Raw genomic sequence first — 18,420 nt, forward strand, 5'->3', positions numbered from 1 at the left:
CCGATGGGCCGCCACTCGGCGGCCCGGATTTCACTCTTTGGGTTAGAAACTATGAACACAGAATTCCGTAAACCCCTGCCCGGCACCGGCCTCGATTACTTCGACACCAAAGCCGCGGTGGAGGCGATCACTCCGGGCAGTTATGCCACCCTGCCCTACACCTCCAGGGTGCTGGCCGAGCAATTGGTTCGCCGCTGTGACCCCACCGCCCTGAATGACGCCCTGGGTCAGATCATCAACCGTAAGCGCGATCTGGACTTCCCCTGGTACCCGGCCCGGGTCGTGTGCCACGACATTCTCGGCCAGACCGCCCTGGTGGACCTGGCCGGCCTGCGCGACGCCATTGCCGATCAGGGGGGCGACCCCGCCAAGGTCAACCCTGTGGTGCCCACCCAGTTGATCGTCGACCACTCACTGGCGGTGGAGCACGCCGGCTTCGATCCGGACGCATTTGAGAAGAACCGCGCCATCGAGGATCGCCGCAACGAGGACAGATTCCACTTCATCGAGTGGACCAAGACCGCCTTCAAGAACGTGGACGTGATCCCCGCAGGCAACGGCATCATGCACCAGATCAACCTGGAAAAGATGTCCCCGGTGATTCAGTCCAGAGAAGGGGTCGCCTTCCCGGACACCTGTGTCGGCACCGACAGCCACACCCCCCACGTGGACGCCCTTGGGGTGATCGCCATCGGCGTCGGCGGCTTGGAAGCGGAAAACGTCATGCTGGGCCGCGCCTCCATGATGCGCCTGCCGGAGATCGTCGGCGTGCGCCTGACCGGCAAACGCCAACCGGGGATCACCGCCACCGACATCGTGCTGGCGATCACCGAGTTCCTGCGCCAGCAGCGGGTGGTCTCCGCCTATCTGGAGTTCTTCGGCGACGGCGCCGCGGATCTCACCATCGGCGACCGCGCCACCATCTCCAACATGACGCCAGAGTTCGGTGCCACCGCCGGCATGTTCTACATCGACCAGCAGACCCTGGACTACCTGACCCTCACCGGCCGGGAACCCGAGCAGGTGAAGCTGGTGGAGCAGTACGCCAAGACCACCGGGCTGTGGGCCGACGACCTGCGCGACGCAGAATATGAACGGGTGCTGGAGTTCGATCTCTCCAGCGTCTGCCGCAACATGGCCGGCCCCTCCAACCCCCATCGCCGCCTGCCCACCGCCGACCTGGCCGAGCGCGGCATCGCCGCCGACCTGGCTGCGGCCCAGGCCCAGGAGGCCGAAGGCAAGATGCCCGACGGCGCGGTGATCATCGCCGCCATCACCAGTTGCACCAACACCTCCAACCCCAGGAACGTGGTGGCCGCCGGCCTGCTGGCCAAGAAGGCCAACGAACTGGGCCTGGTACGCAAACCCTGGGTGAAATCCTCCTTCGCTCCGGGCTCCAAGGTGGCTCAGCTCTACCTGGAGGAGGCGGGGCTGCTGCCTGAGCTGGAGAAGCTGGGTTTTGGTATCGTCGCCTTCGCCTGCACCACCTGCAACGGCATGAGCGGCGCCCTGGACCCGGCGATCCAGCAGGAAATTATCGACCGCGACCTGTATTCCACCGCGGTGCTCTCCGGCAACCGCAACTTCGATGGCCGCATCCACCCCTATGCCAAGCAGGCGTTCCTGGCGTCGCCTCCGCTGGTGGTGGCCTACGCCATCGCCGGCACGGTGCGCTTCGACATCGAGCAGGATGTACTGGGCCACGACGCCCAGGGCAACCCGGTGACCCTCAAGGATCTCTGGCCCTCGGACCAGGAGATCGACGCCATCGTCGGTGAGCATGTGAAACCGGAACAGTTCCGCAGCGTGTACGAGCCGATGTTCGACTTGAGCGTCGATTACGGCGAGGACAACGATCCCCTGTACGACTGGCGCCCCATGAGCACCTACATCCGCCGTCCCCCATACTGGGAGGGTGCCCTGGCGGGCGAGCGCAGCCTGAAAGGGATGCGCCCCCTGGCGGTGCTGGGTGACAACATCACCACCGACCACCTCTCCCCCTCCAACGCCATCCTGGCCAGCTCCGCCGCCGGCGAGTACCTGGCGAAGATGGGCCTGCCGGAGGAGGACTTCAACTCTTACGCCACCCACAGGGGCGATCACCTCACCGCCCAGCGGGCCACCTTTGCCAACCCCAAACTGCTCAACGAAATGGTGCGGGATGAGCAGGGTGAGATTCGACAGGGTTCTCTGGCACGCATCGAGCCCGAGGGCAAGGTCACCCGCATGTGGGAGGCGATAGAGACCTACATGGATCGCAAGCAGCCGCTGATCATCGTTGCCGGCGCCGACTACGGTCAGGGCTCCAGCCGTGACTGGGCCGCCAAGGGAGTGCGGCTGGCAGGGGTCGAGGCGATCGTCGCCGAAGGGTTCGAGCGCATCCATCGCACCAATCTGGTGGGGATGGGCGTGCTGCCCCTGGAGTTCAAGCCGGGCACCACCCGACTGACCCTGGGGCTGGATGGCAGCGAGACCTATGACGTCATCGGCCAGCGCACCCCGGGCACCACCCTGGCCCTGCTGATCCACCGCGCAAACGGCGACACCCTGGAGGTGCCGGTGACCTGTCGTCTGGACACCGCCGAAGAGGTCTCCGTCTATGAGGCCGGCGGCGTACTGCAGCGTTTCGCCAAGGACTTCCTGGCTTCGGAAGTGGCTGGCTAGACCCAACCAGAGCAAACTAGGGGGTGTGGCAGGCCCACGCCCCGGTTAAAGGAGAAACCATGGCGTTTCCACCGCAAATCAGAATCCCCGCCACCTACATGCGCGGCGGCACCAGCAAGGGGGTGTTCTTCAGCCTCACCGACCTGCCGGAAGCCGCCCAGCAGCCGGGACCGGCCCGGGACGCCCTGCTGCTGAGGGTAATCGGCAGCCCGGACCCCTACGGCAAGCACACCGACGGCATGGGCGGCGCCACCTCCAGCACCAGTAAGACGGTGATCCTGGCCAGGAGCAGCCAGGCGAACCATGACGTGGACTACCTGTTTGGCCAGGTGGCCATCGACAAGGCCTTCATCGACTGGAGCGGCAACTGCGGCAACCTCACCGCCGCCGTGGGCGCCTTCGCCATCAGCAATGGTCTGGTAGACCCAGGCCGCATCCCTAACAACGGCATCGCCACGGTACGGATATGGCAGGCCAACATCCACAAGACCATCGTCGCCAAGGTGCCCATCACCGACGGTCAGGTGCAGGAAACCGGTGACTTCGAGCTGGACGGGGTCACCTTCCCTGCCGCCGAAGTGGAGGTCAGCTTCCTGGATCCCGCCGACGGCGACGGGGCGATGTTCCCCACCGGCAACCTGGTGGATACCCTGGAGGTGCCCGAGGCCCTGGTCACCGGGGGCAAGTTGGAAGCCACCCTGATCAACGCCGGCATCCCCACCCTGTTCCTCAATGCCGAGGCCCTGGGTTACGACGGCAGCGAACTGCAGGAGGCGATCAACACCGATCCCGCTGCCCTGGAACGATTCGAGGCGCTGCGGGCCATCGGCGCGGTGAAGATGGGACTGATCAAGGAGGTGAGCGAAGCGGCCGGCCGCCAGCACACCCCGAAAATTGCCTTCGTTGCCCCGCCGAAAAGCTACACCGCCTCCAGCGGCAAGGGGGTCGACGCCGACAGCATCGACCTCAATGTGCGGGCGCTGTCCATGGGCAAGCTGCACCACGCCATGATGGGGACTGCCGCCGTGGCCATTGGCACCGCCGCCGCCATCCCTGGCACCCTGGTGAATCTGGCCGCAGGCGGGGGTGAACGCAGCTCTGTTCGCTTCGGCCACCCCTCAGGCACCCTCAAGGTGGGCGCCCAGGCCAGCCAGCAGAACGGTCAGTGGCGGGTGGACTCCGCCATCATGAGCCGCAGCGCCCGGGTGCTGATGGAGGGCTGGGTCAGAGTTCCCGGCGACGCCCTGTAACCTTTTCCTTCCCAACTTCAGCCCGGCAACCGCCGGGCCTTTTTTTGGAGCCTCAATGACCTTTCTCGATATGGCCGGTGGCCTCAACAGCCTGATGATCGTCGCCAGCCTTTACGGCATCTGGGCCCAGCTGCGTACCGTACTGCAACGCCGGGCCAGGGGCGAAACCGCCACCGACCTGCTCTCTTTGAATCAGTTCAGCGTCAGCTACTTCGCCTATTGGTCTTTCTTCCTCTACGGCCTGTCAGTCACCCCCATCAACCACTACCTGGTGTGGCCCAGGCTGGCAGCCGCCCTGCTGGTACTGGGAATACTGCTGCAGATGGCCAGGGAGCGGGGGCGGGCGGCCAAAGGGGTCTGTACCCTGGCACTGCTGTCTCTGGGACTCGGCCTGGCTGTGGCCACCCTGGGCCCCCAGCTTCAGGACAGCGGCCGCTGGCTGGCCACAGTATTGATCCTGGGAATCAGCCTGATGCTGGCCCAAGGGTACGGCCATCAGATCCTGTTGATGTGGCGGAAAAAGAGAACCGGTGCCATCAATGTACGCATGAGCCAGTGGATCCTGGCCATGGACCTCTCCACCCTGCTGCTGGTGACCGCCATGGGCTGGCAAAACGGTTGGCCACTGGCGGTGCTGGCCTTCACCAGTGCACTGACCAAGGTGATCTTGCTCTGTGTGTATCGATACCTGGCCGCCGATGAACCCACGGGCCGATCTGGATCTCAGGCTGACGAGGCACACCCTTGAAGCCATTCGCGGACCGACTCAAAACAAACAACTAATTCAATTATTTACGAAGTCAAACCGGTGACCTCCAGCCCCTTACCTCAGGGCTTTACCCTGATGGAACTGACCTTGGTGCTTCTGGCTGTGCTGGCGGCTGCGGCGGTTCCCCGCTTCATCGACCTGAGCAGTGACGCCAAAGCGACGGCGCTGGCTCAGTTTCAGTCCGCGGTTCGCGGGGCCAACTCTCAAGCCACCTGCTCTCCAGATTGCCCAGCTATCGGGTTCGTGCCGTGTCCGGCCGTGGCGACCTCACCGATGTGGAGGGTGACGGCAGCGATGAGCCGGGCCTGAGGCGGCATTGACTCATCTATCTAATTTAACTAGATTTTACACATGGATGACTAGGATCGAAGTGAAGGGAAAACGCATGAAAAACACCAAGACAATGATGTTCATTGCCGGCACCCTGTTTGGTGCCTTGGTGTATCTGTTCATCTGAACTTTCAAGCCGGCGGATCTTGCAAGGACCGCAACTAGAAGTGCCCCGCCTTCAGCCACACCAGGCTGGGTTGTTCGGCGCGCAGGGGCGGACACAACCCGGCGGGGAAGCGGCACCAGTGGCCGCTGGAAAGACGATGGCCTGGTGCCTCCAGCAGACCCTCCACCAGGAAAAATTCACAAGAGAACGGCTGGGCCGGAAGCCCTTCACCGGGATTCAACCTGAACCAGCTGACCCTTTCTGAACCATGGCGGTGAAGCTCACGTGACGGCGCCCCCAACAGGCCGGGAATCACCAGGGACTGACCGTCATCTTCGGCAAACTGGCAGAGTTTTACCAGCAGCACACAGCCTGGCTCACTGGCCGGGGCATGACCGCTGCCCGGGGGATTCCTCAGGTAACTGCCAGCGCCGAAATGGCCGCTTTCATCACTGAACACCCCTTCCAGCACCAGCAGCTCCTCGCCCGCCGGATGAGCATGGTTGGGAAAGGCACTGCCCGGATCATAACGCACCAGGCTGGTGACATGGCCCCGCTCTTCCGCTACACACTCCAGGCGTTTTCGCCACACACCGGGGGCAGGGGAGGCCTGCCAGGCCAGGGTATGGGTATCGATCACCAGAGGCTTGTCGAAGGCCATGTTCAACGGCTGCATCCCTCTCTCCTTAGCAAAGGCCGATCCCCTAAGTATCGTCCCGAGTCGCCCAGGGATCAAAAAAGGCAGCCCAAGGGCTGCCTGAAACGCAAGGATGTTAAAAAGGGGAGAGCCAGCAGGGGCAGCAGGCCCTCCCAAGGGTGAGCTGATGGGCTCAGAAATTCCAACCGAGGTCGAAGTCGTAACGCATGCCGACGGCGACGGAGGTGTCCTTGTCGGCGTTGTCGAAGTCCTTCACCAGGTACTCGACATGCAGACGCAGGTTGCCGGCAGGCTGCCACTCCAGGGTGGTGTTGTAGCCATCGTAGTCGCCGCTGGCCACTGTCTTGCCGTCTTCAAACTTGAAGTAGCCCAGCTTCACCTTGTAATCGTCGGCAAAGGGGTAGGCCAGGGCCGTATCGATGGTGCTGCCACTGCGGTCGGCACCGCCGTCCAGGTTGTACTCCTTGTCCTGGTAAGCGGCCGCCAGGTAGAGGCCGTTGTCGAAGCTGTACGCCACCACACCGCCCAGAGTCTTGTCGTCACCGATCACCTGGTTGCTGTCATCCAGACGGTCTGCGGCAACGTAGCCCAGGCCCAGGTGCAGGCCATCCAGGTCATAACCCAGACCCAGGTTCACCAGATCGGCGTTGTCGTCACCCTTGTCACCGCTGATCTGAGCGCCAGCCATCAGGGTGAAACCCTGATGCTGCAGCTTGTAGGTCACGAAGTTATCGACGAAGAAGGGGCTCTCCGCGTCGTAGGCGTAGGGGCTGTTGGCGTGGTTGAAGATGTCCACGTACTCAGCCACCAGGGTGTACTGGGCAGGACGCTGCTTACCCACGCCCAGCTGACCGTAGGGAGTCGCCAGAGCCACGTAGGCCTGGCGCGCCTTGCCAAAGTCACCGTTGTTGGAGATGTCGACGCTCCACTCACCCTGGGCGATGGCCACCCAGCCATTGCTCAGTTCGGTGGTGGCCTTGATGCCAACACGGGAGAGGGCGTCACGCACGTCCCACTTGGAGTCATCACCGGAGTCCAGGTAGTTGAAGGTGGGGCGCAGGCTGCCGTACAGGTTGAAGGTGGTGCCTTCGGCGACCTGGGGGCCCTGCTGCTCCAGCTGCTGGACACGCTCGGACAGGACGCGCACCTGCTCTTCCAGGGAATCGGCGGCCAGGGCATTGAAGGACAGGGCGGCAACGGCGCCGGCAATCAGAGTCATCTTGGTGTTCATTGTCGTAATTCTCATTCCGTTAGGTACTACGGGGCCGCACCTGCTCGCGGGGAGAGGTGAACGGCTCGGATTCAATGAATCGGCCCCGGGTGGGGCCGGGAGAGACCGGGGACGCTGGCGTCCCCGGCTTCAAGTTAGGACTTGCTTACCTGCTTGAACCACAGGTTGTGGTGTTGCTTGGCCCAGTTCTCATCACACTTACCGGTAACCATGCACTCCATACCACCTTCGGACATAACGGTGGCCATGAAGATGTGCACCACGGCGAAGGCGCCGATGATGGCCGCGCTCACCAGGTGCAGCACCAGGCTCAGGTTGGCACCGTCTTTGGTCTCAACCAGGCTGGGGAACATCATCACCAGACCGGAACCCACAATCAGGGCGCCGCAGATGGCGAAGGTCCAGAACCACAGCTTCTCACCGGCGTTGGCGAAGCCCGCGTCAGGATGCTGGCCCTTGAAGGGACCGAAGTTCAGGTAACCACCGGCCTTGGCAAACCAGGCAGCGTCGCAGGACTCTGGCAGCTGCTTGGGCAGCCACTTCAGGACCATCACCGCCCAACCGATGATGAAGGGCCAGGCCATCATGTCGTGCAGGGACACGGAGGTGTTGATCACGCCGACCCAGTGGCTGACGCCCATGTTGGGCTCCAGCAGGAAGCGACCGGCGCCCATGATCAGGCCGGTGATGATCAGGAACAGGCAGGCGATGCCGCCCAGCCAGTGGACGAAGATGTCCATGCCGCTCCAACGATCCACCTTGTTGCCGGAGAAACCGCCGTGCAGCTTGGACTTGCCGTTGATCATCACGAACAGAGTCAGCAGGGCGATCATGCCGAAGAAGGAGTAGGTCAGAATGTCGGCCCAGTAGGTGGCTGGGGACAGGGTCTGCAGGTAACCTTCGTTGACGGCGGTATTCACCACCGGCAGCTCGGGAGACACAGGCATGCCGCGCAGCTCAGGAATGTCACCGGCGATGGTGATTTCCTGAATGGGTTGCCACTGCTGAGGTTGCAGCTGGGCCTTCTCTGCGGCCACGGCCTGGCCGGCAAACGCCGCCACCAGCACCATCTGAAGTAAAGCAATAAAACGTTTCATCTCATATCCTTAGGAGCCAAACCGGCGCCTTACAGGCGGGGACATCCGTCCCCGGAAATTAATGAGTTATTCGGGATGACAGGAACTCACTCAGAGCCGTCGCGTACAGGCGCCAGAACTCCAGCTCGGCATGCTCACACATGCCGTCGGTGAAGGCCTGGTACCAGGTGCCCAGGTGCTTGTCGAGGAACTCCCCGGCCAGCGCCTTAAGCTCGGCGACGGTGTCGTCGTTACCCTGTTTTTGGTGCTCGTGGGCCAGAGCCTCCAGGCAGTAGAGGAACTCCAGCTCATTGCCGATGTAATCCGCCGGCTCACTCAACTTCTCGTCGATCACCAGGCCGATGTGCTGATAGAAATCAGCCACGGCCACGGTCTCGTCGGTGTTGATCTGCCGACCGCTGGCGCGGTGAACGGACTCATAGGGCGGCACCAGCAGGCGAGTCGGTCCGATACACATCCGGTTGAAGTCACACTCCAACTCCATGGGCGCCTGCAGATGGCGGCGCGCCTCGGACAACAACGCGTCGTTGCTCTCACCGGCTTCGAGGTAGGAAATCAGGCGCTCGAGCGACTCCTTGCTGGAGGGGTCAAACACCATGCCCTTGAAGGCGTGATACGCCGAAGCAATGGGACCAAACTCGCCGTTCATCATGCCCGCTCCTTAATAATCACCATGTTTGGCTTGGTTACGCAGTCACCGTAGCCCACCCCCTGCTTGCTGGCAGAGGCTTTCTGATCCAGTACCTGATTGACGTTGTCAGACTTCAGGCACTGCACCGGGCAACCGTCGACACAGGCGGGGTTCTTGCCCTGATCGATCAGCTCGATGCACATGTTGCACTTGGCCGCTTTGCCGTCGGTGTCCACCATGGCCACCGCGTCATAGGGGCAGGCAGAGACACACAGGCCACAGCCGGTGCACTTCTCGCGATCCAGCACCACCAGGCCGTCGTGACGCACGGTGTAGGCCTTGGCGGGGCAGACCATCAGACAGGCGGGGTTGCCGCAGTGCATGCAGGAGTGGCTCAGCCATACGTCGACGATGCCGTCGCCCTTCTGCACTTCGTAGCGGTCCACTTTACGGAAACGCACGTTTTCAGGCAGTTCGTTGTGAATCTGGCACGCAATGGTACAGGCGCCACAACCCACACAGTTCTCTTGTCTGAAGACAAATCCACGTTGATGTTTGTTTTCCATCGATTACTCCTTACGCCTTGCTCAGGCCTACACGGGTTGAGTGATAGGCAGAGCAACCGCCCATATCGGTCAACTTGTCGGTGGTCAGGTTGTTGGTACAGCTGTTGAGGCCCTGTGGGTCCATACGACGCCAGTTGTTCTTGGGCGCCATGATGGTTCCGGGGATAACCTGACTGGTCACCTGGGCCACGAAGTAGGCCTCACCACGATGGTTGTTCAAGCGGATCCGGTCGTTGTTCTTGATGCCGTATTTCTCGGCATCGGCCGGGCTGATCTTGGCAAAGTAAGCCGGGAAGTTACGGATGTACTTCACGTTGTAGAAGGAGCTGTTGGCACGCTGCGGGATCGCAGGGGACAGCAGACGGAAAGGCAGATCCCGCTCTTCAGGAATCATCTCATCCTCTGGCAGACCCAGGTCGATCACAGGGTTGAAGCCAGCCTTCTTCATGTAGTCGGAGTAGAGTTCAATCTTGCCGGACTCGGTGAAGTACTTGCCGTCGCCGAAGAATGGCTTAGGCACGTTCACCTTCACGAACTTCTCTTTGGCGATCTTTTCGTAGGTGATGCCTTCATAGGCGTAATCATCGGTGTCCAGGAAGTCGCGCAGGATCTGCTCGTGATCCACCTTGAACTCAGGATCGTCGTAGCCCATGTGCTGAGCCAGCTCTTTGAAGAAGGTCCAGTTGTCCTTGGACTCGCCAACAGGCTCAATCACCTTCTCACAGATCTGCTGGTAGTAGCAGTTGTAGTCAGGGCAGTAGTCATCAGACTCGAACTGAGTGGCGGCAGGCACGATGATGTCGGCCAGCTCAGCGGTGTCGGTCATGATGAAGTCGTGCACCACCAGGAACAGATCCTCACGCATGGCGCCGAGGCGGCAGGCGTTGGAATCCGGGGCAACCGCAACGAAGTTACCGTTGTAGTTGATCAGCGCATGGATAGGCTTGCTGGGCTTGCCGTACGCGGTGGGGTTGGTGGGGTGAATCGCCTTGGCGATCTCAGTCATGTTGATGTGCTGAGCGGTCTTATAGTTGGTCCGCAGGTGGGACGCAGTGCCCTTGGCGTAGTTCATGCCGTCATCGGCCTGAACGTTGTCGTAAACGAAGCCGTTACCGATCTCACCGAAGTTACCGGTGATGGCGTGCATCATGGCGATGGCACGGGACATACGGGCACCGTTGAAGTTACGCTGCATGCCGTAACCCAGGCGCAGAACGGACTTGGGTGACTCGCCGTACACCTTGGCAAACTCGAACATCTTCTCGCGAGGCACACCGGTGATCTGCTCGACTTCGTCATAGCTGATCTCGTTGAGGCGAGCCACCAGCTCGTCGTAACCCAGGGTGCTCTTCTTGATGAAGTCGTGATCAACCAGATCCTTCTCCACCAGATACTTCATGATACCGGCCGCCAGGTGGGTATCGGTAGACGGTCTGGGCTGCAGCCAGATGTCCGCCTGAGACGCGATTGGGGTACGGATGGGGTTAACCACCAGCAGCTTGGCACCATTGTCCATGGCACGGTGGATGTACTTGATGCCGTGTACGTTAGTGGCGGTCTCGTTCTGACCCCAGGCGATGTAACAGTCGGTCAGAGGGTTGTCCTCTGGGTCCGGACCACGCCAGGTGCCGGTGACGGACTTCAGGCCCTCGTAGGCCGCGAATACACACACCAGACGATCCAGCTGAGAGGAACCCAGCTTGTGGAAGAAGCGACATGGACCGCCGTACTTGCCGATCATGCCTTCGTGACCGGAATAGGAGTAGGGCAGGACCGCTTCAGGGCCGTGCTCGGCGATCACCTGCTTCAGGCGGGTGGAGATTTCGGCGTAGGCCTCATCCCAGGTAATACGCTTCCACTTTCCTTCGCCTTTCTTACCCACGCGCTTCATGGGGTGCAGAATACGGTCTGCGGCATAGGTGTACTGTACGTAGGTGTGGCCCTTCACACAGGGAGAAGTACCGGTCTTTTCCTGCTCTTCCGCACCACTTACGTAGGTCATGCGACCGTTCTGCACACGGAACTTGAGCAGACAGCGGTCTGCACAGTTACGGGCACAGGTGTGGTACTTCACTTCACCATTACGCTTGTCCAGCAGGCCGTTATGGGAGCCAGGCTGTTTCGCATTGGCCACGCCAGGGGCCAGTCCAGACAAGGAGGTAAAAACCGATGTAGCACCGACTCCTTTCAGGAACTTACGTCTATCGAGTTTCATCATCTTACTACCAACCTTTTTAACTTTTTATGCAAGGTCAAATCATCGTCAACTTGTTATTTAACACTTGATAAAAGCTGATTAAAAAGACGGCCCGGGGCAAAACAACATTGCTTTAGGACAACTGAGGGTCATGCTTTAGCAGGGAATGAGAGAGATGAGTCTCACCGCCAGGCCTTATTTGCACCAACTTTTTAATTGCAACTAAATATCAAACAGACAACAGGTAAACGATTTAAATGTTGTACTGGAAAATCAAGTTAAATCCCTTTCCGAGCCGGTGAGTACATCAAAGCAATCCCCACACACCTCTTCCAGATCTCCACTCCTTACCAGTACGTCAGGGCCAGGCCTCCGGCACGTCACCCCGACATAGAGTAACCACCAGACTCAGCGCCCTGAAACCACCCCCTGAGCCACCATCCTGCTGACGCCTCACGGAGTTGATAACCAACAAAAACACTGTCAGTTATCGGGTTCTTTCTCGGTCAAAGCCCAATATTTGATAAGGCTAAGATCCAGGCCCTCAATATTCTGCAATCAAAATTGAGAACCATTCAAATTTTGGTTGAGCGAAAATTTTGGGCAAAGTCTCCCCGGGAGACCTCGATTGCAGAGGTCACCAATGGCAAGCAAATTATTGATTTTGCCTAACATTATCGCTCAGAGGCTTTTCGCCACTCTTTTTCAAGCCCGTAGATTAACTTGGATTTAACCCAGTTAAATGACGCGGAGTTATTAATGTCGCCATAGAGGATATAGTTACCAATATCTCTTTCAGTTCGACGCCGTTCCCGTACTCGTCTTGCCAATTCATCCGGAAGTTTCACGTAGTCCACGTGAGGCACCATATCCACAAATTGCCGGGTAAACTGATTGCAACTTAATGTAATGCTGTTGGAGTCCGCCAGCATTCTCATCGCCGTCGCCACACTGTCAGTGTATCCAGCCACTTCCATCTCATGACCCACTTCCCGGCACAAATTCACCAGCAACGGACAAGTCAGATCATTGTAATTATCCAGCTCAAGCAGAGGATAACGGGCAATATCTGCCAGGTTGGGCTCTTTGGCCAGAATAGGGTGGCGGTGATTGGCGAGAATATAGAGATCGCCGGTTTCCGCAAACATATCCCAATTCAGGTTTTTGCCTTCAAAGCCCTCATACACAACCATAAAGTCGATATCGCCATTGGCCACTTCCACGGTGCAGTCGTGGCTAAGGGTACGAATCTCAAACTTCAGATTGGGCGCTTCGGTAAGAATGTGGTCGTTGACCACCTTCTGCACCGCATAAACGAACTCATCGTAGGCCAGAATGGTGAACTGACCGCCGGACTCCTCAGGGGTAAACACCGAGTAGTGCTGCTCAATCTGCTGGTACTGGTCCACCAGCTTCTTTGCCAGGGGGATCAGCTGATTTGTCTTCTCCGTGGGGATCAGGCCACAGGAGCGACGGACAAACAGGGAGTCCTTGAAGATGTCCCTTAAGCCCTTGAGCGTCCGGCTCACTGCCGACGCCGTCATGCCCAACTCGTTGGCTGCCTGGTGACCCTGACCGTGCTTATACACCGCCAGCAGGACCTTGAGTTGGTTGTAGTTCAGTTGATCCAGTTTCATAACACTCAGTTTCGCGAAAAGTGGGTGTGCGCTGATGGTCCCCCTTTCGGTGCTGGTTGACTATTACACAGATCACATTACCGGGGGGCCAAATTTGAAGAACTTGAGTTCTCACCTAACTTTTAAAATTCGATATTTCCTAATTTTTACATCGGCAATCCAGATGTGATGAAGCTCACTCGAAATCGATGCTATTTTGTGCTTTAAGTATTGAAGGGAGCTAAATGACAGCTTTAGTTTTGGTTAATTCAGACGGGCGGAATATAAAGCAAATACTCAAAAGATACACATTCCGGCAACATATCCACACATGAGTCTTTCTTGTATTAGTAAAAATTCATTTTTACGGATATGCAAATTCGGCGTCGGTTAACAGTTTTCGAAATAGAGCTTTTCACCCTGTGATCTTGGGCATAGTGCCCCGGCTTCCAGGCCATCACAATCGAGGAAAACAACCTTGGGAGACCCCCCGTGGATATAGAGCGTCTCGACTACCGTTCCCTGATCGTCTTTGAGTCCGTGGCCCGCCACCTCAATGCGGGATTGGCCGCCAATGAGCTGGGCATGAGCAGCTCCACCGTCAGCCGCCACATGGGCAACCTGAGGGAGGTGTTCGAGGATGTGCTGTTCATCCGGCGAAGCCAGGGGTTCATTCCGACGGATAAGGCGATGGAGATTCTGCCTACAGTGCAACACCTCATAAAGAGTTATGGAGAATTGAGGCAGTCACACACCCGGTTCGATCCCCGCACCGCCAAGGAACACTTCACCATCTACGCCTACAACGAGTTCACCTACGCCACCAACAGGGCGGTACACGAGGTGATCCTGCCCCAGGCACCACAACTCAGCTTCGAGGTGCGCACCCTCTCCTCCGACTGCAGCCGTGCCATTGAGAATGGCGACATCGACTTTGCCGTAGTGTATGAAAATTTTGCCGGCAACAAACTGGTGGCGGACCTGATCTCCCCCACCGAAGAGATGTATCTGGCAGCCCGGGAGGGACACCCGGTATTTCATGAAGAGATCACCCTGGAGAGCCTGTGCCGCTTCCCCTATTTCGAGCTGGATAACTATGACGACATCCCCTGTCCACTGCTGGCCCAGGTGGCCTCCAAGCAGGGACTGTCAGTCAAGGTGGCTGGCTATACCGACAATCTGGCTGCATTGACCCGCCACCTGCTGGACAGCAGTGCCATCGCCATGAGCTGCAATGCCTTTACCCGAGACTATCTGAAACTGGTCAAACGGATGCGCACCTGCAAGCTTCCCGATGAGGTCACCGACATGCTGATCGGCCAGATCGATGTAGGCCGCACCGTAGGCAACTATCTGGTCTACTCCAGCATCAATCAGTCCGTCTGTCATGACTGGGTCAAACAGCAACTGCTGAATTCGCTGAGAAACCAGTGGTACGAGGCACTGGAAAAGGGGCCTAAGCCCCTGTAGTCAGGCGATGACTGCACTGCAGAAGCTGACATCGGCCTGGTGAGTGTCCACATCGACACTGTGGTACCACTCGAAGCAGGGGCCCTCATCCACCTCGATACCGGATTGCACCACCTGGCTGATCAACTCTTCCCAGGCCAGGGGGTATTGGGCCTTATCGGTGATCTCCCGCCTCAATGTCGCATAGCGCCCGCCGGGAAAGGGCTTTCGCTCCAGCCACTGGGGCAGAGCTGTCTCCTCCGGCACCATCAGGCAGATGTCGGTTCGGCAGCGCTCCGCCGGAGTAAGCTCGGGGTTGTCGTGATAGATGAACAGGCAGGGCGCCTCGGTCAGACCCTGCATCTTCGCCCATTGGAACAGGCGGCCACAGGGCTCCTCATAGTTTTCACCATAGGGACCGGTGACGCGGATGGCCGCCAGGGAGGCCGGCTCGAAGTGTTTCATTTCCATGTTGCAGCTCCATTTTGGGGTTGAGTCTGCATGGTAATCCCCCTCCCCGTTGGCCGCGTGTCCCCGCTTGCGCAACCGGTGTCCTATCTTGCTGTTTTGCAGCAGCTCCGACAGCTGTTCCATGCCGGCACACCCGCTGACCTCGCTGGGGGTGAGCCCGAAGTGGCGGCGAAACGCTTTGGAGAGGCTCTGGGAGCTGGAAAATCCGTGCTCCAACGCCACCTGGGTGACCGTCCCCTTGTCATAGAACAGGGCACAAGCGGCGCTTTGCAGACGCAGGCGCCGCCTAAAGTCATCCAGGGTTTCGCCGGTGACCGCCTTAAAGATGCGATGAAAATGATAGGGAGACAGGTGAGCCCTGGCCGCCACCTCTGCCAGGTTCATCGGCTCGGCCAGGTTGTTTTCAAGATACCGGATCACCGGAATCAGTCGGGTTGGGTAGTCAACGCTCATCTAAGGAAGCTTCCAGATACTCAGGCCACCAGCCTGCCTAAAGCGGACTGCGGGTGCAAGGCTCTGGCGTTAGGCGTCCGCAAAGAGGGATAATGGGTCACGTTATTTTACCAAGGCCCCCAATGAGACTGGATAAATACCTCTGCAGCGCCACCGAGCTGACGCGCTCTCTGGCCAAAAAGCTGCTGCACCGCGGCGAGGTCACCTGCGATGGCGAGGTGATCAAGGACCCAGGGTTTAAAGTTACAGATCAACACATTATCTGCATAGACGGCGAACCGGTCACCCCGTTGGGAGAGCGCTACCTGATGCTGCACAAGCCGCCAGAGTGCGTCAGCTCCCATACGGACGACGGCTATCCATCGGTGCTGATCTACATCGATCAGCTCCGCCGGGAGGAGCTCAAGATCGTCGGTCGGCTGGACGCGGACACCACAGGGTTGCTGCTGCTGACCACCGACGGGAAATGGTCCCACCGCATCACCTCCCCCAACAGCCGTTGCCCTAAGCGCTACCGGGTCACTCTGGCCGACCCCATCGACCAGAACCAGCTGGATTCGCTGAACACCGGCGTGCTGCTTCATGGCGAGTCCGAGCCTGTCTCCGGGCAGGCCGAGCAAATCGACAGCCACAACCTGTGGCTGACCATAGGGGAGGGAAAGTACCACCAGGTGAAGCGGATGTGTGCCGCCATGGGCAATAAGGTGGTGGGCCTGCACCGCCACAGCATCGGCGACCTGACTCTGGACTCAGAGCTGGCCCCCGGAGAGTGGCGAGCACTCACTCCAGAGGAGATTGCTCAGTTCCAGTAGAGACAGCCACAGAGACAACAAGGGCGCCCCATGGGCGCCCTCGTCTTATGCGAACATCACTGGTTGGTCACTGTTCCTGGCCTGGTATATCCGGCCATCTGCCACACCGCCGCCAGGTTGCGTGCGGTCAGGGTCAGGTTCTCCGCCCCTCTGGCCAGGGCATCGTCTAAATTGGTCACGCCCGGCACCACACTGAACAGGGCAGCAATCCCCTCCTGATGGACCAATTCAGCTCCCGGCCCCAGGGATCCCGCCAGAGCGACGACAGGCACCCCGGCTTTCTTCGCCATTCGCGATACGCCAACCGGGGTCTTGCCGTGAACAGACTGACCGTCGATGCAGCCTTCCCCGGTGATCACCAGATCGGCCCCCTGCAGCGCCTGCTCCAGCCCCACGGCGTCCATGACAATCTCAACACCCGGTTTCAATTGAGCCTTCAACAGACCCGCCAGGGCGGCGCCCAGGCCACCAGCGGCTCCGGCTCCAGGAATCTCGGCCACGGCGACCCCATGTTGCTGCTCAATCACCCGGGCATAGTGCTCCAGGTTGGCATCCAGCTGAGCCACCATCGCTGGTGTTGCCCCTTTCTGCGGGCCAAACACCGCCGACGCCCCCTTGGCACCACACAGAGGATTATCCACATCACAGGCCACCTCCAGCGACACCTGACTGAGGCGAGGGTCCAGTCCGCAAAGATCCAGATTGGCCAGCCTGCCCAGGGCACCTCCTCCCGGGGGCAGTTCAACGCCCTCTTCATCCAGCAGTCTGGCCCCCAAAGCCTGCATCATGCCGGCCCCGCCGTCGTTGGTGGCGCTGCCACCGATGCCGATGATGATCTTGTCAACGCCCCGTTCCAGGGCCGCCAGGATCAGTTCACCGGTGCCGAAGGTGGACGTCAGCATGGGGTTTCGCTGATCTCGGGGTACCAGGTGCAGGCCGGAGGCCTGGGCCATCTCCACCACAGCCGTACTGCCATCGCCCAGCAGCCCGAAGCCCGCATCCCTTCTGTTGCCCAGAGGCGCAGAGACCTCGACTCCCAACCAATCCCCTGCGGTGGCATCCAACAGAGCTTGCACCGTACCCTCGCCGCCATCGGCCATGGGCAGTTTGATCGTCTGAGCTTCAGCATCTATCTGGTGCCAACCCGCTTCGATGGCGTTGGCGACCTCCATGGCGGTGAGGCTCTCTTTGAAGGAATCGGGGGCGATCACTATCTTCATCACTGTCTACTCGAGCTGGGACAAAGTGGTCAGCATAGATCGCCACGCAGCTGCGGGCCAGCGCTGAATCCTCACAGTGAGGCCCAGTATCCGTTTCATAAAAAATTCAATCTAAGTGCGCTTCTGTCAGTAAGCGAGTACTGACTTTTCTGACAGCAGGTAGATGAACAGACCAGGCTGCCGGCCTTCGCAACCCAGTCTGAATGCGCCCCCTACAGGCGGTAGTGGCTGAGGAACATGGCGGCGGACTCCGCCGCCAGATGCTGGCGCTCCGATTCCCCCAGGGGGGGCATCGACATCAGTACCTGAGGCCAGAACCCGCAGCCCTTGATCAGGCCATGCAGCTGTTCGACGGCAAACGGAATCTCCAGGGACTTGAGCCGGCCATCGGCCACCGCCGCCGCCAGCCAGCGCTGCAGTCCAGTTTCCAACTCACCATACTTTTCCATCTCCGCCTGCATCTGTTCCGGATGGAACAGAAAATGGCCAAAGGCCACCCGCATCATATCCAGGTTGACCGGATCGCTCATCATCGCCAGCTCCTCCTCCAGCAATGCCTGCAGCTGAGGCGCCAGAGGTTCATCTCCCTGATACTGGATCTTGCTCTGAGTCAGGGCCTGCTGCCACAACTCCCTGAGCAGATGCATCACCAAGGCTTCCTTACTGGGAAAGTGGTTGTAGACGGTTCGCTTGGACACCTGAGCCAGTGCCGCCACCCTGTCCATGCTGGTGCCCTGAACTCCCTGCTCGGCAAAGGCATGCCTGGCGGCATCGATGATCGCTTCTCTTTTGATTTCGCTACGGGTTCGCTTTACTTCACTCATGACCTGCGGTCGCCTGTGGCTGGATGACACACAGAATTTTACACTTGTCGGTTTACTTTTAAAGCACAGAAAGTAA

The 18,420-nt window shown here is 59.4% G+C and carries 16 protein-coding genes; 6 read left to right on the forward strand and 10 right to left on the reverse strand.

What is annotated here, in order from left to right:
- The first annotated feature begins 51 nt into the window (after positions 1 to 51).
- Genes acnD through G505_RS22955 form a run of 4 tightly spaced genes read left to right on the forward strand, consistent with a single transcriptional unit; the run spans position 52 to position 4,992 of the window.
- Positions 52 to 2,664, forward strand: a complete 2,613-nt coding sequence (gene acnD / locus G505_RS0101450; RefSeq protein ID WP_035384947.1) for a Fe/S-dependent 2-methylisocitrate dehydratase AcnD — start codon at positions 52 to 54, stop codon at positions 2,662 to 2,664.
- Between the two features lie 59 nt (positions 2,665 to 2,723).
- On the forward strand, positions 2,724 to 3,914 hold the full coding sequence (gene prpF, locus G505_RS0101455; RefSeq protein WP_028107969.1) for a 2-methylaconitate cis-trans isomerase PrpF: 1,191 nt from the start codon (positions 2,724 to 2,726) through the stop codon (positions 3,912 to 3,914).
- 55 nt (positions 3,915 to 3,969) lie between these two features.
- The gene (locus tag G505_RS0101460; RefSeq protein WP_028107970.1) at positions 3,970 to 4,662 is read left to right on the forward strand and encodes a hypothetical protein; all 693 of its coding nucleotides are present in this window, start codon (positions 3,970 to 3,972) and stop codon (positions 4,660 to 4,662) included.
- Positions 4,663 to 4,722: 60 nt separating this feature from the next.
- Positions 4,723 to 4,992: a hypothetical protein gene (locus tag G505_RS22955; protein ID WP_157508955.1), complete on the forward strand. Its 270-nt coding sequence runs from the start codon at positions 4,723 to 4,725 to the stop codon at positions 4,990 to 4,992.
- Positions 4,993 to 5,174: 182 nt separating this feature from the next.
- On the opposite strand, the gene G505_RS22230 is transcribed toward G505_RS22955, so the two are convergent.
- The 7 genes from G505_RS22230 to G505_RS0101510 all read right to left on the reverse strand — a co-directional run bounded on the left by G505_RS22230 (position 5,175) and on the right by G505_RS0101510 (position 13,136).
- Complete coding sequence (locus G505_RS22230; RefSeq protein WP_051215784.1) at positions 5,175 to 5,795, reverse strand: cupin domain-containing protein; 621 nt, start codon at positions 5,793 to 5,795, stop codon at positions 5,175 to 5,177.
- Positions 5,796 to 5,949: 154 nt separating this feature from the next.
- Positions 5,950 to 7,008 carry a porin gene (locus G505_RS0101485; RefSeq protein WP_028107971.1) on the reverse strand — a complete coding sequence of 353 codons (1,059 nt, stop codon included), beginning with the start codon at positions 7,006 to 7,008 and terminating at the stop codon, positions 5,950 to 5,952.
- Between the two features lie 134 nt (positions 7,009 to 7,142).
- Complete coding sequence (locus G505_RS0101490; protein WP_028107972.1) at positions 7,143 to 8,105, reverse strand: formate dehydrogenase subunit gamma; 963 nt, start codon at positions 8,103 to 8,105, stop codon at positions 7,143 to 7,145.
- 58 nt (positions 8,106 to 8,163) lie between these two features.
- Positions 8,164 to 8,757 (reverse strand): TorD/DmsD family molecular chaperone, encoded by a 594-nt coding sequence (locus tag G505_RS0101495; protein WP_051215785.1) that lies wholly within the window; start codon positions 8,755 to 8,757, stop codon positions 8,164 to 8,166.
- Positions 8,754 to 9,302: a 4Fe-4S dicluster domain-containing protein gene (locus G505_RS0101500; protein WP_028107974.1), complete on the reverse strand. Its 549-nt coding sequence runs from the start codon at positions 9,300 to 9,302 to the stop codon at positions 8,754 to 8,756. The genes G505_RS0101495 and G505_RS0101500 overlap by 4 nt, the downstream gene beginning before the upstream one ends.
- 10 nt (positions 9,303 to 9,312) lie before the next feature.
- Positions 9,313 to 11,517, reverse strand: coding sequence for a molybdopterin-containing oxidoreductase family protein (locus G505_RS0101505; protein WP_028107975.1), 2,205 nt, complete (start codon positions 11,515 to 11,517; stop codon positions 9,313 to 9,315).
- Positions 11,518 to 12,173: 656 nt separating this feature from the next.
- Positions 12,174 to 13,136 (reverse strand): LysR family transcriptional regulator, encoded by a 963-nt coding sequence (locus tag G505_RS0101510; RefSeq protein ID WP_028107976.1) that lies wholly within the window; start codon positions 13,134 to 13,136, stop codon positions 12,174 to 12,176.
- A 471-nt stretch (positions 13,137 to 13,607) separates the two neighbouring features.
- Between G505_RS0101510 and G505_RS0101515 the strand changes: the two genes are divergently transcribed.
- The gene (locus G505_RS0101515; RefSeq protein ID WP_028107977.1) at positions 13,608 to 14,585 is read left to right on the forward strand and encodes a LysR family transcriptional regulator; all 978 of its coding nucleotides are present in this window, start codon (positions 13,608 to 13,610) and stop codon (positions 14,583 to 14,585) included.
- Here G505_RS0101515 and G505_RS0101520 read toward each other — a convergent pair whose 3' ends face one another.
- Positions 14,586 to 15,488: an AraC family transcriptional regulator gene (locus G505_RS0101520; protein WP_028107978.1), complete on the reverse strand. Its 903-nt coding sequence runs from the start codon at positions 15,486 to 15,488 to the stop codon at positions 14,586 to 14,588.
- 122 nt (positions 15,489 to 15,610) lie between these two features.
- On the opposite strand from G505_RS0101520, the gene G505_RS0101525 reads away from it, so the two are divergent.
- The gene (locus tag G505_RS0101525; protein WP_051215786.1) at positions 15,611 to 16,300 is read left to right on the forward strand and encodes a pseudouridine synthase; all 690 of its coding nucleotides are present in this window, start codon (positions 15,611 to 15,613) and stop codon (positions 16,298 to 16,300) included.
- Positions 16,301 to 16,356: 56 nt separating this feature from the next.
- Here the strand turns inward: G505_RS0101525 and G505_RS20225 are convergent, their stop codons facing one another.
- Together G505_RS20225 and G505_RS0101535 are read right to left on the reverse strand one after the other, a co-directional pair.
- Positions 16,357 to 17,520, reverse strand: coding sequence for a glycerate kinase (locus G505_RS20225; RefSeq protein ID WP_051215787.1), 1,164 nt, complete (start codon positions 17,518 to 17,520; stop codon positions 16,357 to 16,359).
- 212 nt (positions 17,521 to 17,732) lie between these two features.
- Positions 17,733 to 18,344 carry a TetR/AcrR family transcriptional regulator gene (locus G505_RS0101535; RefSeq protein ID WP_028107980.1) on the reverse strand — a complete coding sequence of 204 codons (612 nt, stop codon included), beginning with the start codon at positions 18,342 to 18,344 and terminating at the stop codon, positions 17,733 to 17,735.
- Positions 18,345 to 18,420 lie beyond the last annotated feature (76 nt).

Source organism: Ferrimonas futtsuensis DSM 18154 (assembly GCF_000422645.1).
GTDB classification, from domain to species: Bacteria; Pseudomonadota; Gammaproteobacteria; order Enterobacterales; family Shewanellaceae; genus Ferrimonas; species Ferrimonas futtsuensis.